The sequence below is a fragment of the Variovorax davisae genome (genome assembly GCF_030316845.1).
GTDB lineage: Bacteria > Pseudomonadota > Gammaproteobacteria > Burkholderiales > Burkholderiaceae_C > Variovorax > Variovorax davisae.
In genome coordinates this window covers 103,445-117,088 of record NZ_JASZYS010000015.1, presented here as the reverse complement: position 1 = coordinate 117,088, position 13,644 = coordinate 103,445, and the positions used below count along the sequence as shown (strand labels likewise).

Sequence of the window (13,644 nt, the reverse complement as noted above, 5' to 3'; positions counted from 1 at the left end):
GAATCTCACCAGCGCGCCGGCAGCTCCCGCAGCAGCGTCAGCTGGCGCTGCGCGACCGCCACGTAGCCGCCCTGCTCCAGGTCCTTGAGCAGCCGGCTGACCATTTCGCGCGAACAGCCGATCTCGCTGGCGATCGCCTGGTGCGTCAGCCGTTCGGCGATCGCCCGGCTGCCGTCCGCGGCGGGCGCGGACGAGCGTTCCTCGAGCAGGCGCTTCAGGCGCGCATAGACGTCCAGCAGCGCCATGCTGCGGGCGCTCTCGGTGGCCAGCCGGGCGCGGCGGATCAGCCGCACGATCAGCGCCAGCGCGAAATCGGGATGCTCGGCAATGTGCTGCAACAGGGTTTCGCGGGTGACGACGGCGCAGACGGTGGGCTCGACCGCTTCCACGCTGGCGGAACGCGGGCCGCCGTCGAGCGACATCTCGCCGACATATTCGCCTGGCCCGTGCAGGCCCAGCGTGATCTCGCGCCCGCGCGCGTCCGAGAGAAAGGCCCGCAGCCGCCCGGACAGCACGATGTAGACCGATCCGCCCTGCTCGCCCTCTTCGATCAGCCGCGCCCGCGTGCGGTAGCGGCGCTGGATGCCGCGTTGGGCGAGTTGCAGCAGGGCGGGCGGGAGGTTGACGTGGTCGACACCGGAGGCAGCGGGCATCCGTCGAATATAAGGTCAGCGGGGCCGCCCCCGCCGGCCGTCACTCGCCGAATCGCAGCGCCGACACGATCTGCGGCATCCGCGAGACGCGGTGCACCACCTCGCGGATGCTGCTGCTGCCGGTCTTCTGCCGCACGTTCTTGATGTGGGTGCGCACCGTGGACATCCGGATGCCTTCGAGGCAGGCGATCTCCTCGGCGCCATGGCCGGCGCAGAGCCGCGCCAGCACGTTCTGCTCCGCCCGCGTCAGGTGCCGGGCCCGGGCGAACATCTGCATCGTCAGCGTCTCGCAGCCGGGGCGGCGGCTGCACATCACGAGCACCGTGTCGACCGTGCCGCTGCCGTGCACGGCGGCCAGCGGAATGAAGGCCACCGACAGCAAATCCTCGCCGTGTTCGAGCTCGACGATGCTGCGGCAGTCGCGCTCGGCATCCTTGAGCGCCTGCCGGATCTTGGCCTGGGAAGCGGCGTTGGCGGCGCAGAGCATGCCCTCGCCGCTGCGCAGCGCGCGCGCCGCGGCCAGTTCGCGCCGGGCCGGGAAATTGGCATGCAGGATGCGGCCGGTCAGGTCCAGCAGCAGCAGGCCATGGTCGATTTCGTCGAGCACCCGGGCCAGCATGCCGGGCTGCAGCGCGTCCGGCGGCGCGGCGGTGACGTCGCGGCCGAAGCGTTCCAGGTAGGTGATCTCGAAATCTGCTGCGGTTTCCATGCTGCTCTCCTCATCTGGGGGGATGAAAAGAGTGTGGAAGACTGCGACGCTGGCGTGCGGTGAGTATTGCCGCGGATTTTGTGATCTATTTACATTCCGGCCCAGTCGGGCGCCCGGGCCGGCGCCGGGCCGTCCCAAGGCGGCCTGCGGCCCCCTCGCGGGGCAGCGACCCACACGAAGTGGGGGAGCGTGGGGGCCCGTTCAGCCGGTGAGCCGCTGCAGGGCCTCGCGGTACTTCGCCGCGGTCTTCTCGATCACCTCGGCCGGCAGGCGCGGCGCCGGCGGCGTCTTGTCCCAGGGCTTGCCGTTGATCTTCGTGGCCTCCAGCCAGTCGCGCACGAACTGCTTGTCGTAGCTCGGCGGGTTGGTGCCGGCGGCCAGCGCGGCCTCGTAGCCCTCGACCGGCCAGTAGCGGGAGCTGTCGGGCGTCAGCACCTCGTCCATCAGCACCAGCGTGCCGGCCTCGTCGAGGCCGAACTCGAACTTGGTGTCGGCGATGATCATGCCCTTGGTCAGCGCGATCGCGGCCGCGGTCTCGTAGATCGCGATGCTGGTCTCGCGGATCTGCTGAGCCAGCTTCGGGCCCACCACTTCGACCACCTTGTCGTAGCTGATGTTCTCGTCGTGGGCGCCGGCCGCCGCCTTGGCAGCGGGCGTGAAGATCGGCCGCGGCAGCTTGCTGGCGTTGGTCAGCCCCTCGGGCAGGGGCACGCCGCAGACCGCGCGGTTGTCCTGGTATTCCTTCCAGCCGCTGCCCGCCAGGTAGCCGCGCACCACCGCCTCGACCGGGATCGGCGTCAGGCGCTTGACCAGCATCGAGCGGCCCTCGACCTGGGCGACCTCCTCGGGCGTGACGACGCTTTCGGGCGCGTCGCCGGTGAGATGGTTCGGGCACAGGTGGCCGAGCCGGTCGAACCACCACAGCGCCATCTGCGTCAGGATCACGCCCTTGCCCGGAATGGGCTCGCCCATGATCACGTCGAAGGCCGACAGGCGGTCGCTCGCGACCATCAGGATGCGGTCGCTGCCGACCGCATAGTTGTCGCGCACCTTGCCGCGCGCCAGCAGCGGAAGGCTTTGGATGGAGGAGGTATGGACGGTGGTCATGGCGAAATGGATGAAGCGGGCGGGTGACGCCGGAGATTGTGCGCGCGCAGCGGCCGGCGCAGAAAAAAGCCACCGCGAAGGTGGCTTTCAGGCGCCAGCGCGGGGTCAGACCACCTGTTGCGCGAGTTCGCCCTTGGCGTACTTGGCGGCGACCACTTGCAGGGTGTCGCCCTTGATCTTCGGGCCCTGGCCTTCGCAGCCGAACTCGAGGTAGCGCTGCTTGCAGATCAGGCGGGCGGCTTCGCGCGCCGGCTTGAGCCATTCGCGGGCGTCGAACTTCTCGGGGTTCTCGGCCAGGAACTTGCGCACCGCGCCGGTCATCGCCAGGCGGATGTCGGTGTCGATGTTGATCTTGCGCACGCCGTGCTTGATGGCTTCCTGGATTTCCTTGACCGGCACGCCGTAGGTTTCCTTCATGTTGCCGCCGTACTGGCGGATGATGGCCAGCAGCTCCTGCGGCACGCTCGACGAGCCGTGCATCACCAGGTGGGTGTTCGGGATGCGGCGGTGGATTTCCTTGATGCGGTCGATCGCCAGGATGTCGCCGGTGGGCTCGCGGGTGAACTTGTAGGCGCCGTGGCTGGTGCCGATGGCGATCGCCAGGGCGTCGATCTGGGTGCGCTTGACGAAATCGGCGGCCTGCTCCGGGTCGGTCAGCAGCTGCTCGCGGGTCATGGTGTCGTCGGTGCCGTGGCCGTCTTCCTTGTCGCCCTTCATGGTCTCGAGCGAGCCCAGGCAGCCCAGTTCGCCCTCGACCGTGACGCCGACCTTGTGCGCCATGTCGGCCACCTTGCGGGTGACGTCGACGTTGTAGTCGTAGCTGGCGATGGTCTTGCCGTCGCCTTCGAGCGAGCCGTCCATCATGACCGAGCTGAAGCCGAGGTCGATCGCGCCGCGGCAGACGTCGGGGCTCTGGCCGTGGTCCTGGTGCATCACCAGCGGCACCGTGGGATAGGCTTCGATGGCGGCCTGGATCAGGTGCTTGATGAAGGCTTCGCCCGCGTACTTGCGGGCGCCGGCGCTGGCTTGCAGGATGACGGGGGCGCCGACTTCCTTGGCGGCCTCCATCACGGCCTGCACCTGTTCGAGGTTGTTGACGTTGAAAGCCGGAATGCCGTAGCCGTTGGCGGCGGCATGGTCGAGCAGTTCGCGCATCGAGACGAGTGCCATGGAAATACCTCGCGGGAATCTAGGGATGAAGACAAAAGAACTCCCGGGATTCTACCGAGGGCCCCTGTAGGACGGCTCCGATGGCCCTGACGACCCTGCGTCGGCTAGCCGACGCGACAGATTTTCAGCATGTTGGTACCCCCCGGCGCCCCCATCGGCTCGCCGCAGGTGATCGCATAGACGTCCCCGGTCTGCACGATGCCGCGTTTCTTCAGGTGCGCCTCGGCCTGCTCCAGCGCCGTGTCGCGGTCGCTCTCCGAATCCATCAGCAGCGGCCGCACGTTGCGGTAGAGCGCCATCTTGCGCTGGGTCGCCAGCCGCGAGGTCAGGGCGTACATCGGGATGTGGGCCCGGTGGCGGCTCATCCACAACGGCGTCGAGCCCGATTCGGTCAGCGCCACGATCGCCTTGGCGCCCAGGTGGTGGGCGGTGAACAGCGCGCCCATCGCGATCGACTGGTCGATCCGGCTGTAGCTCTTGCCGCTGAAATCGGCGTCGAGCTGGAGGTCTTCGGCGGCCTCGGCGGCCTCGCAGATCTTGCTCATCTCCTGCACCGTCTCGAGCGGGTAGCGGCCCGAGGCGGTCTCGGCCGAGAGCATCACGGCGTCGGTGCCGTCGAGCACCGCGTTGGCGACGTCGCTGACCTCGGCCCGCGTGGGCACCGGGTTGGTGATCATCGACTCCATCATCTGGGTCGCGGTGATGACCACCCGGTCCATCTCGCGCGCCATGCGGATCATCTTCTTCTGCAGCGCCGGCACCGCGGCGTTGCCGACCTCGACCGCGAGATCGCCGCGGGCCACCATGATGCCGTCGCTGGCGCGCAGGATCTCCTCGAGCTTGGGAATCGCCTCGGCGCGCTCGATCTTGGCGATCATGCCGGGCTTGTGGCCGAATTCGGCCGCCGCCACGTTGCACAGCTGGCGCGCCATCTCCATGTCGGTCGCGTTCTTGGGGAAGCTCACCGCCACGTAGTCGGCCTGGAAGCTCATCGCGGTCTTGATGTCCTCCATGTCCTTGGCAGTCAGCGCCGGCGCGGTGAGCCCGCCGCCCTGCTTGTTGATGCCCTTGTTGTTGGACAGCTCGCCGCCCAGGCGCACCGTGGTGTGGACCGCGTCGCCCTTGACCGCGTCGACCGTCAGCACGATCAGGCCGTCGTTCAGCAGCAGGCTGTCGCCCGGCTTGACGTCGCGCGGCAGGTCCTTGTAGTCGAGGCCGACGGCGTCGACGTCGCCCGGCTCGGTGCGCGAGGCGTCGAGAATGAACTTGGCGCCCGGCTCGAGCCAGACCTTGCCTTCGGCGAACTTGCCGACCCGGATCTTCGGGCCCTGCAGGTCGGCCATGATCGCCACCTCGCGGCCGCTGCGCCGGGCCGCCTCCCGCACCATCGCGGCCCGGTTGATGTGGTCCTGCGCCGTGCCGTGGCTGAAGTTGAGCCGCACCACGCTGACCTTGTAGTGGATCATCTGCTCGAGCAGCTCGAGCGTGTTCGAGGCGGGGCCGAGGGTGGCGACGATCTTGGTGGCGTGGCGGGGCAGGCGGGGCGTGCTCATCGTTGTCTCCTGTTTGTATTCCGTACTGTATACACTTTACGAGCTCGCCGAAAGCGCTTTGTTCATCCGCCCGCTGCGCGCTTCGCCAGGATTTCGAAGGCCGGCAGCGTCTTGCCTTCGAGGATTTCCAGGAAGGCCCCGCCGCCGGTCGAGATGTAGCCGACCTGGTCCTCGATGCCGTACTTGGCGATGGCCGCCAGCGTGTCGCCGCCGCCGGCGATCGAGAAGGCCCTGCTGTCGGCGATGGCGCGGGCGATGGTCTTGGTGCCGTTGGCGAAGGCGTCGAACTCGAACACGCCCACCGGGCCGTTCCAGACGATGGTGCCGGCTTCGCGCAGCTGGGCGGCCAGCAGTTCGGCGGTCTTCGGCCCGATGTCCAGGATCAGGTCGTCGTCGGCGACGTCGCTGGCGTCCTTGACGGTCGCCGCCGCATCGGCCGCGAAGGTCTTGGCCGTCACCACGTCGACCGGGATCGGCACCGCCGCGCCGCGCGCGCGCATGGCCTCGATCACGGCCTGGGCCTGGTCGATCAGGTCGGGCTCGGCCAGCGACTTGCCGATCTTCAAGCCGGCGGCCAGCATGAAGGTGTTGGCGATGCCGCCGCCGACGATCAGCTGGTCGACCTTCTCGGCCAGGCTCTTCAGGATGGTCAGCTTGGTGCTCACCTTGGAGCCGGCGACGATCGCCACCAGCGGCCGCTGCGGCTGCGCCAGGGCCTTGGTGATGGCATCGATCTCGGCCGCCAGCAGCGGGCCGGCCGAAGCGACCTTGGCGAACTGGGCGATGCCGTAGGTGGTGGCCTCGGCGCGGTGCGCGGTGCCGAAGGCGTCGTTGACGTAGATGTCGGTCAGCGCGGCCAGCTTGCGCGCCAGCGCCTCGTCGTTCTTCTTCTCGCCCTTGTTGAGGCGGCAGTTCTCGAGCAGCACGATCTGGCCCGGCGCGACCTGCACGCCGTCGACCCAGTCCGCCACCAGCGGCACTTCGCGCCCGAGCAGCTCGCCCAGGCGGGCGGCGACGGGCGCCAGCGAATCCTCCGGCTTGAACTGGCCTTCGGTCGGCCGGCCCAGGTGCGAGGTGACCATCACGGCGGCGCCGGCGTCGAGCGCGGCGCGGATGCAGGGCACCGAGGCGCGGATCCGGGTGTCCTCGGTGATGCGGCCCGTGTCGTCCTGCGGCACGTTGAGATCGGCTCGGATGAAGACGCGCTGGCCGGCGACTTTGCCTTGCGCACAGAGATCGGTGAATCGAAGGACGTTCATGGATGGCAATCTGAAAGCGGATGGAAGGGGCCACGACGGGCAGCGCCCATTGTAGGTTTCAGCCCGCCAGCCCCGGCTCGCGCGCGACCTGCTGGAGCAATTCGACGAAGCTGGCCGCCGCCGGCGACAGCGAGCGCTTCGCCGCCCCGTAGACGCAGACCTCGCGGTGGAAGTCGGGCTGGTCGAGCCGCACCATCTGCAGCCCGTGGGCCCGCACCAGCGAGGCCGAGTAGGTCGGGCACACCGTGAGCCCGAGCCCCGCCGCGACCATGCCGAGCGCCGTCGTCATGTACGACACCTCCTGGGTCGTGGCGCGCAGCACGAGCTCGCGCGCGTCGGCGGCGAGCTCGGGCAGCACCCGCTGGCGGAAATCGCGCGTCGGCGCGATGAAGGTGTAGGGGCCGAGTTCGCTCCAGCGGACCTGGCGGCGGCGCGCGAAGGCATGGCCGGGCGGGCAGATCAACCAGTGCCGGTCGCGAAACAGCGTGCGGCGCTCGACCTGCGCGGCGTCCACCGCCACGTCCTGGCCGACCGCCAGCTCGACCTCGCCCGACAGCAGGCCGTCGAGCAGGTGCTCGGGCAGGGTGTCGGCCAGCCGGACGTCGACGTCGGGGTGCCGCTCGCGGTAGGCCGCGATCACGCGCGGCATCAGCGTGCAGGCCATCAGCTGCGGCGCCGCCAGCCGCAGCACGCCCTTCTTCTTGTCGCGCAGGTCGGTGACGCCGGCCACCGCGCCCGCCAGGTCGGCCAGCAGGCGCTGGACCGAGGGCTGGAATTCGCGCCCGGCTTCGGACAGCAGCACCCGCCGCGTATGGCGGTCGAACAGCTGCACCCCCATTTCGCGTTCGAGCTCGCGCACCAGCACGCTGAGCGCCGACTGGGTCAGGTGCAGGGTGGCGGCGGCCGCGGTGAAGCTGCCGGTCTCGGCGACGGCGGCGAAGGCGCGCAATTGGCGCAAGGTCAGATTCATGGCCTCAGTTCATCAATCGATGAATTTATATCGATTGAATCATAAGAAAAGCAGCGGTCCAATGGGCAGCCTGAGACCTGGCGGGACAGACCCAAAAACTGCGCAGCGGTTTTTTGCTCTGTCCTCAACTGACTGGAGAGAGACGGACCATGGCCCACCCCACACCCCCGCCCGTGCCCGTGCGCGGCCTGCACCACTTCGCCTGGCGCTGCCGCGACAGCGAGGAGACGCGCCGCTTCTACGAGGACCTGCTGGGCCTGCCGCTGGTGCACGTGATCCAGAGCGACCACGTGCCGAGCACCGGCGAGTACTGCCCCTACGTCCACATCTTCTTCCGGATGCGCGACGGCTCGTACATCGCCTTCTTCGACCTCGGCGACGACATCGCCGCGCTGCCGTCGCCGAACACCCCGGCCTGGGTCAACCACATCGCGCTGCGCGTCGATTCGCAGGCCGAGCTGCGCGTGGCCCAGGCCCGGCTCGAAGCGGCCGGCATCGAGGTGCTGGGCCCGACCGACCACCACATCATCGAATCGATCTATTTCTTCGATCCGAACGGCATCCGCGTCGAGCTGACGACGCCGACCGTGCCGCAGGCCGAGATGGACGCCCATGCGCTGCAAGCGCGCGCCGACCTGGATGCCTGGACCGCGCGCAAGGCCAGCCTGAAGGCGGAGCGTGCGGCCCATGCCTGAACTGCAACTCGCCGTCATCGACGTCAAGCCGGGCGCCTCGCTCGAAAGCCAGTCGGGCCTGCAGATGCTGCGCCCGCGCATCTATGGCGCCTACCAGGCGCCCGCCGGCCCTAAGAAGCTGGCGGCCATCGTGATGCACCCGACCAGCAACTTCATGGGCCACTACCTGATCGGCCCGCTGGCCGCGCGCGGCCTCTGCTGCATGGGCCTCAACTCGCGCTACGTGGGCAACGACACGGTGCTGCTGATGGAGCGCGCGATCCAGGATCTGGGCGCCGGCGTGCAATTCCTGCGCGCGGCCGGCTACGAGAAGGTGGTGTTGATCGGCAACTCCGGCGGTGCCGCGCTGGCCAGCTTCTACCAGGCGCAGGCCGAGCGGCTCACGGCCCACCACTTCGCCGACGGCGACCCGACCCACCTGCACCGGGACGACTTGCCGCCGGTGGACGGCATCGCGCTGTGCGCGGCGCACCAGGGCCGCTCGAAGCTGATGCGCGACTGGATCGACCCCTCGGTCACCGACGAGCACGACCCGCTGTCGGTAGCGCCCGAACTCGACATGTACGACCCCCGCCACGCGCTGCCGTACGACACCGGGTTCCTGGCCCGCTTCGGCGCCGCCCAGCAGGCGCGGCTCGCGCGCATCGAGCACTGGGCGCTGGAGCGCCTGCGCCAGCTGCGCAGCACCCCGGGCGCGCCGCGCGACCAGGCCTTCATCATCTACCGCACGCATGCCGATCCGCGTTGCGTCGACCTGTCGATCGACGCCAACGACCGCGCGCCCGGGAGCGTCTGGGGCGATGCGCGGCAGGTCAACTACGCGGCCAATGCGATGGGCCGCACCACCTCGCTGACCGCCTTCCTGTCGCAGTGGTCGTCGCGCTCGCAGGCCGACGGCCCGTCGAACCTGGCGCGCACCACCTGCCCCAAGCTGCTGCTGACCTACACCGGCGACCAGTCGACCTTTCCGAGCACCCGCGAGGCCTGGCTGGCCGCCGGCGGCGCGCGCATCCGCAACGTCGACATCGTCGCCGGCAACCACTACCTGGCCGGCCAGCCGCAGCTGGTGCAGCAGGCGGCCGATGCGGTGGCCGAATGGGCGCACGCGCTGTGAGCATCGCCATGGAAAGCTACAAGTTCGCCCCCGAATACGAACTGCCGAGCTGGCCCTTCGTGCCGCCGCCCGAACTCGGCGCCGACCGCGTGCTGCGCCACCCGATCGTGATCGTCGGCGCCGGCCCGGCGGGACTCACCTTGGCCTGCGACCTCGCGCGCCGCGGCGTGCGCGCCGTGCTGCTCGACGAGGACGACACGGTCGGCGTGCGCGGCGCCTCGTCGCGCGGCATCTGCCATGCGCAGAAGAGCCTGGAGATCTTCGCCCGGCTCGGCATCTACGAGCGGGTCGCGCAGAAGGGCATCACCTGGTCGTTCGGGCGCACCTTCTCGGACCGGCAGGAGGTCTACAACTTCAACCTGAAGGCCGACAGCGTCTCGGTGCAGCCGCCCTTCATCAACCTGCAGCAGTTCTACATCGAGTGGTTCCTGGTCGAGCGCATCCTCGAACTGGGCCTGACCGACCTGCGCTGGAAGAACCGGGTAACCCAGGTGGTGCCGTTCGCCGATGGCGTGCGCGTGGAAGTCGAAACGCCCGCCGGCAGCTACGCGATCGAGGCCGACCACCTGATCGACGCCACCGGCGCCCACAGCCCGATCCGCACCCAGCTCGGCGTCGACGCCCACCCCTCGCGCAGCACCGACCGCTGGTGCATCAGCGACGTCCGCTTCGAGAAGCCGCTGCCGACCGAGCGCTGGACCTGGGTCGATGCGCCCTTCAACGAGGGACGCGCGGTGTGGCAGCACCTGATGGGCGACGGCGTCTGGCGCATCGACTACCAGATGCCCGAAGACTGCGACACGGCCCACATCAGCCGGCCCGAAGTGGCCGGCGCGCGGCTGCGCGAGCAGCTCGGCCCCGGCGTGGCGTTCGAGTTCGTCTGGATCGGGCCGTACGGCTACCGCGACCACCTGCTCGACCGCTTCCGCCACGGGCGCATCCTGTTCATCGGCGATGCGGCCCATGTCGTGAGCCCGTTCGGCGCCCGCGGCGGCAACAGCGGCATCCAGGACGCGGCCAACCTCGGATGGAAGCTGGCGCTGGTCACGCAGGGCCAGGCCGGCGATGCGCTGCTCGACACCTACGACGCCGAACGCCGCCCGGCCGCGGCCGAGAACCTCCGCGTCACCAGCCGCTCGGCGCGTTTCCTGGCACCGCGGACGCCGGCCGAGCACCGGCTGCGCCGCGCCGTGGTCGCGCTGGCGTCGCGCCATGCCTTCGCGCGCGCCCTGGTGAACACCGGCCGCATGTCGGTCGCCAACGACTACCCTGCGGCGCCTCATCTGCCGGAGGGCGGGCGAAGCGTGCAGAACCTGCCGCTGCGCCAGCGCGACGGCACGCCGACCACGCTGATGGACCTGCTGGCCGACGGCACCCACTGCCTGGGCTTGTGGTTCGCGCCGACGCGCACGCAGGCCGAGGCCATGGCCGATGTCGCGGCCTCGCTGCCGCTGCGGCTGGTCGCGGTGGGCGGCGACAGCGGCCTGGCCACGCTGCAGCCCGACGAGGCACTGGCGCGCCACCTCGGCAGCGCCACGCCCGGCAGCCTGTGCCTGGTGCGTCCGGACGCCTACCGCGCCGCGCTGCTGAATGACCCGACGCCGGCATCGCTCTCGGCGGCTGCCCACGCCGCGCTGGCCCACCGTTGAACGGCACCCCCATGATCACCGAACCCCACATCCCCGATCCCGACGGCTTCTACGCGGCCTGGGTCAGCGCCCATGAAGGGCTGACCGAGGCCCAGAGCGCCGACTTCGATGCCCGCCTGGTGCTGCTGCTGGCCAACCAGTGCGGCGACCAGGCCGTGCTGCTGGCCTGCATCGAAGCCGCGCGCGACAGCGGCGTCGCGCCCGAAGCCCCACCGGACGCCGCCTGACCGGCGCCCCTACCAGCCGAGTCCCAGATGCAGCGGCAGGTACACCGCCATCCCCGCCAGCATCGTCCCGAGCACGCCGCGCCGCCAGAAGAAATAGGCGGTGCCGGCGACGGCCCCGTAGAGCCGGGCGTCGTGCAGGGTCGAGATCAGGTGGCCCTGCGTCATGACGATCTCGGGCGCGATCACGGCCGCCAGCGCGGCCGCCGGCGCGTAGTGCAGTGCCCGGTGGGCCCACTCCGGCAGGCCCCAGGGCCGGTCGAGGATGAAGAAGAAGCAGCGCGTGAGCACGGTGACGGCGGCCAGGCCGAGGATCACCCCGAGGGTCCAGAGATCGGTGCCGCCGAACAGGGTGCTCACCTGTCGTCCTCCGCCTCGGCGTCCAGCCCGAACTGCTTTTCGAGCCAGAAGCAGGCCAGCACCGCGACACCGATGGCGACCACGATGTTGAGCTTGAGCGGCAGCGCATAGGCCGCCACCGCGGTGACCGAGGCGATCAGCACCGCCAGCAGGCGCAGCCGGGTGGTCGCCATCGAGCAGACGATCGCCACCAGGCTCAGCACGCCGGCGAAGCCCAGGCCCCAGCCCTGCGGGATCATGTTGGCCAGCAGGATGCCGAGCAGGCTCATGCCCATCCACGCGCACCAGGTCACGCAGTAGTTGCCGGTGAGATAGGCCTCCTGGGCCTGCTCCTCGGCGCGGGTGCGCGGCGCTTGCGCGTACTTGCGGGTGAACAGCGCATAGCTCATGTCGGCCGTGAGATAGCCGTGGGTGATGCGGCGCCAGCGCGGCATGTGCATCAGGTAGGGCCGCAAGTGCAGGCTGAAGACCACGAAGCGCAGGTTGACGCAGAAGCCCGTGGCCAGGATGACCCAGGCCGGCGCGCCCGCGATCAGCAGCGGGATGGCGGCCAGCTGCGAACTGCCCGCGTAAACCAGCAGCGTCATCGCCACCGACTCGAACACGCTCATGCCCGACTTGAGCATCGCCACGCCGGTCATCAGGCCCCAGGCGCCGATGCCCATGGCGACCGTGGCCATGTCGCTCACGCCCTGGCGGAATTCCGGCTGGCGCCGGATCGCGGAGGAGAGAAACATCAGTGGAAGCGATGGCCGGGCTGGACGTCGAACCCACGCAGGAAGTCGGCGACCGCCAGCCGCCTGCCGCCGGCGCGCTGCAGTTCGGTCACCCGCAGCACGGAGCCCTTCGCCGCGATGGCGATGCCCGAAGCTGTCACGGCCAGCACCGTGCCGGGCGCCTCTCCGGCCCCGCCCGGCTCGGCCTCGGCGGCCCACAGCTTGATCGTCTCGCCGTCGAGCACGCTGCTGGCGCCCGGGAAGGGGTCGAAGGCGCGCACCCGGCGCACGATGGTCGCGGCGTCGAGCGACCAGTCGATCTGGGCTTCGGCCTTCTCGACCTTGTGGGCGTAGGTCACGCCTTCGACCGGCTGGGGCTCGGCCTTCAGCGTGCCGGCCGCCGCCTGTCCCAAGGCATCGACGATCAGCCGGCCACCCATCGCGGCGAGCCGGTCGTGCAGCCGCGCGGTGCTGTCGGCGCCGATGTCGAGCGCCTCGCGCAGCAGCATGTCGCCGGTGTCGAGTCCGGCGTCCATCTGCATGATGGTGACGCCGGTCTGCGCATCGCCGGCCTCGATCGCCCGGTGGATCGGCGCCGCGCCCCGCCAGCGCGGCAGCAGGCTGGCGTGGATGTTGAGGCAGCCGAGCCGCGGCGCATCCAGCACCCATTGGGGCAGGATCAGGCCGTAGGCGGCGACCACCATCGCGTCGGCGCCCGCGGCCGCGATGGCCTCGCGCGCGGCGGCCGCGTCGTCCGGGTACTTGCCGTCGAGCCTCAGGCTGCGCGGCTGCGCCACCGGCCAGCCTCGGCCGACTGCGAACTGCTTCACCGGCGAGGCCTGCAGCTTCATGCCGCGGCCGGCGGGGCGGTCCGGCTGCGTCAGCACCAGCACGACCTCGAAGCCGGCCGCCGCGATCGCCTCCAGCGCGACCCGGGCGAACTCGGGCGTGCCCGCGAACGCGACTTTCAGTGAGCTCATTGGTCGGTCATCAGCTGGCGCAGATCGTCCGCCGTGTGGTAGTGGTCGACCACGCCGTCCAGATCGATGTAGATATAGAGCAGCCGCGGATTGTTCTGCGACTTGTAGCGCCAGGCCCAGACATCGCCGTCGAACGGCCGCACCTGAGAAATCTCGAAGGGCCGGCCATAGCTGCGCAGCACGTCGTCGACCCGCCAGACACCCGGCTTGATCGTGATGTCGAACATGCCGTCCTCGAGCTCCTGGCGGATCGAGACCACCCGGCCGCCGGCGTCGAGGTCGACGTTGTTGACGGCGAAGCCCGAGGGCGCCCGCGAATACTGCAGCCGCTCGCCGCCGCCCGGCATCGCGTAGGTGGCGCTCGGCTGGCCGAGCTTCTGCAGCGTCTGGTCACGGGTGCTGCCGAGCGGCAGCCGCGTCGGATCGAGCGCGCAGCCGGACAGCGCCACCAGCAGCGCCGCTGCCACCGGCCACAGGGCCCGCAT

General features: G+C 70.0%; 15 protein-coding genes. 4 read left to right on the top strand and 11 right to left on the bottom strand.

Features of this window, described 5'->3' with window-relative positions; genetic code table 11:
* Window positions 1-5: 5 nt before the first annotated feature.
* From QTI33_RS28200 to QTI33_RS28170, 7 genes are all read right to left on the bottom strand, one after another.
* Complete coding sequence (locus tag QTI33_RS28200; protein WP_286509728.1) at window positions 6-653, bottom strand: Crp/Fnr family transcriptional regulator; 648 nt, start codon at window positions 651-653, stop codon at window positions 6-8.
* Window positions 654-693: 40 nt separating this feature from the next.
* Entirely contained in the window at window positions 694-1,362 is a 669-nt protein-coding gene (locus tag QTI33_RS28195; RefSeq protein ID WP_286509727.1) for a helix-turn-helix transcriptional regulator, read from the bottom strand.
* A gap of 201 nt (window positions 1,363-1,563) precedes the next feature.
* Window positions 1,564-2,469 carry a phosphoribosylaminoimidazolesuccinocarboxamide synthase gene (locus QTI33_RS28190; protein ID WP_286509726.1) on the bottom strand — a complete coding sequence of 302 codons (906 nt, stop codon included), beginning with the start codon at window positions 2,467-2,469 and terminating at the stop codon, window positions 1,564-1,566.
* Between the two features lie 105 nt (window positions 2,470-2,574).
* The gene (gene fba, locus QTI33_RS28185) at window positions 2,575-3,639 is read right to left on the bottom strand and encodes a class II fructose-bisphosphate aldolase (RefSeq protein ID WP_286509725.1); all 1,065 of its coding nucleotides are present in this window, start codon (window positions 3,637-3,639) and stop codon (window positions 2,575-2,577) included.
* Window positions 3,640-3,743: 104 nt separating this feature from the next.
* On the bottom strand, window positions 3,744-5,192 hold the full coding sequence (pyk, locus tag QTI33_RS28180) for a pyruvate kinase (RefSeq protein ID WP_286509724.1): 1,449 nt from the start codon (window positions 5,190-5,192) through the stop codon (window positions 3,744-3,746).
* Window positions 5,193-5,254: 62 nt separating this feature from the next.
* On the bottom strand, window positions 5,255-6,451 hold the full coding sequence (locus QTI33_RS28175; protein WP_286509722.1) for a phosphoglycerate kinase: 1,197 nt from the start codon (window positions 6,449-6,451) through the stop codon (window positions 5,255-5,257).
* A gap of 58 nt (window positions 6,452-6,509) precedes the next feature.
* Window positions 6,510-7,421, bottom strand: a complete 912-nt coding sequence (locus QTI33_RS28170; RefSeq protein WP_286509721.1) for a LysR family transcriptional regulator — start codon at window positions 7,419-7,421, stop codon at window positions 6,510-6,512.
* A gap of 149 nt (window positions 7,422-7,570) precedes the next feature.
* Here QTI33_RS28170 and QTI33_RS28165 point away from each other — a divergent pair, with 149 nt between their 5' ends.
* Genes QTI33_RS28165 through QTI33_RS28150 form a run of 4 tightly spaced genes read left to right on the top strand, consistent with a single transcriptional unit; the run spans window position 7,571 to window position 11,106 of the window.
* Entirely contained in the window at window positions 7,571-8,116 is a 546-nt protein-coding gene (locus tag QTI33_RS28165) for a VOC family protein (RefSeq protein ID WP_286509720.1), read from the top strand.
* Complete coding sequence (locus QTI33_RS28160) at window positions 8,109-9,230, top strand: alpha/beta hydrolase family protein (RefSeq protein ID WP_286509718.1); 1,122 nt, start codon at window positions 8,109-8,111, stop codon at window positions 9,228-9,230. The genes QTI33_RS28165 and QTI33_RS28160 overlap by 8 nt, the downstream gene beginning before the upstream one ends.
* Window positions 9,231-9,238: 8 nt before the next feature.
* Window positions 9,239-10,879 (top strand): FAD-dependent oxidoreductase, encoded by a 1,641-nt coding sequence (locus tag QTI33_RS28155; RefSeq protein WP_286509717.1) that lies wholly within the window; start codon window positions 9,239-9,241, stop codon window positions 10,877-10,879.
* Between the two features lie 11 nt (window positions 10,880-10,890).
* Complete coding sequence (locus tag QTI33_RS28150; RefSeq protein ID WP_286509716.1) at window positions 10,891-11,106, top strand: DUF2783 domain-containing protein; 216 nt, start codon at window positions 10,891-10,893, stop codon at window positions 11,104-11,106.
* A gap of 9 nt (window positions 11,107-11,115) precedes the next feature.
* On the opposite strand, the gene QTI33_RS28145 is transcribed toward QTI33_RS28150, so the two are convergent.
* The 4 genes from QTI33_RS28145 to QTI33_RS28130 are packed head-to-tail and all read right to left on the bottom strand — an operon-like array spanning window position 11,116 to window position 13,644.
* On the bottom strand, window positions 11,116-11,463 hold the full coding sequence (locus tag QTI33_RS28145) for an AzlD domain-containing protein (RefSeq protein ID WP_444814899.1): 348 nt from the start codon (window positions 11,461-11,463) through the stop codon (window positions 11,116-11,118).
* Entirely contained in the window at window positions 11,460-12,200 is a 741-nt protein-coding gene (locus QTI33_RS28140) for an AzlC family ABC transporter permease (protein ID WP_286509715.1), read from the bottom strand. Before QTI33_RS28140 ends, QTI33_RS28145 begins: the two co-directional genes overlap by 4 nt.
* The gene (gene fmt / locus QTI33_RS28135; RefSeq protein WP_286509714.1) at window positions 12,200-13,159 is read right to left on the bottom strand and encodes a methionyl-tRNA formyltransferase; all 960 of its coding nucleotides are present in this window, start codon (window positions 13,157-13,159) and stop codon (window positions 12,200-12,202) included. Before fmt ends, QTI33_RS28140 begins: the two co-directional genes overlap by 1 nt.
* Complete coding sequence (locus tag QTI33_RS28130) at window positions 13,156-13,644, bottom strand: hypothetical protein (RefSeq protein WP_286509713.1); 489 nt, start codon at window positions 13,642-13,644, stop codon at window positions 13,156-13,158. The genes fmt and QTI33_RS28130 overlap by 4 nt, the downstream gene beginning before the upstream one ends.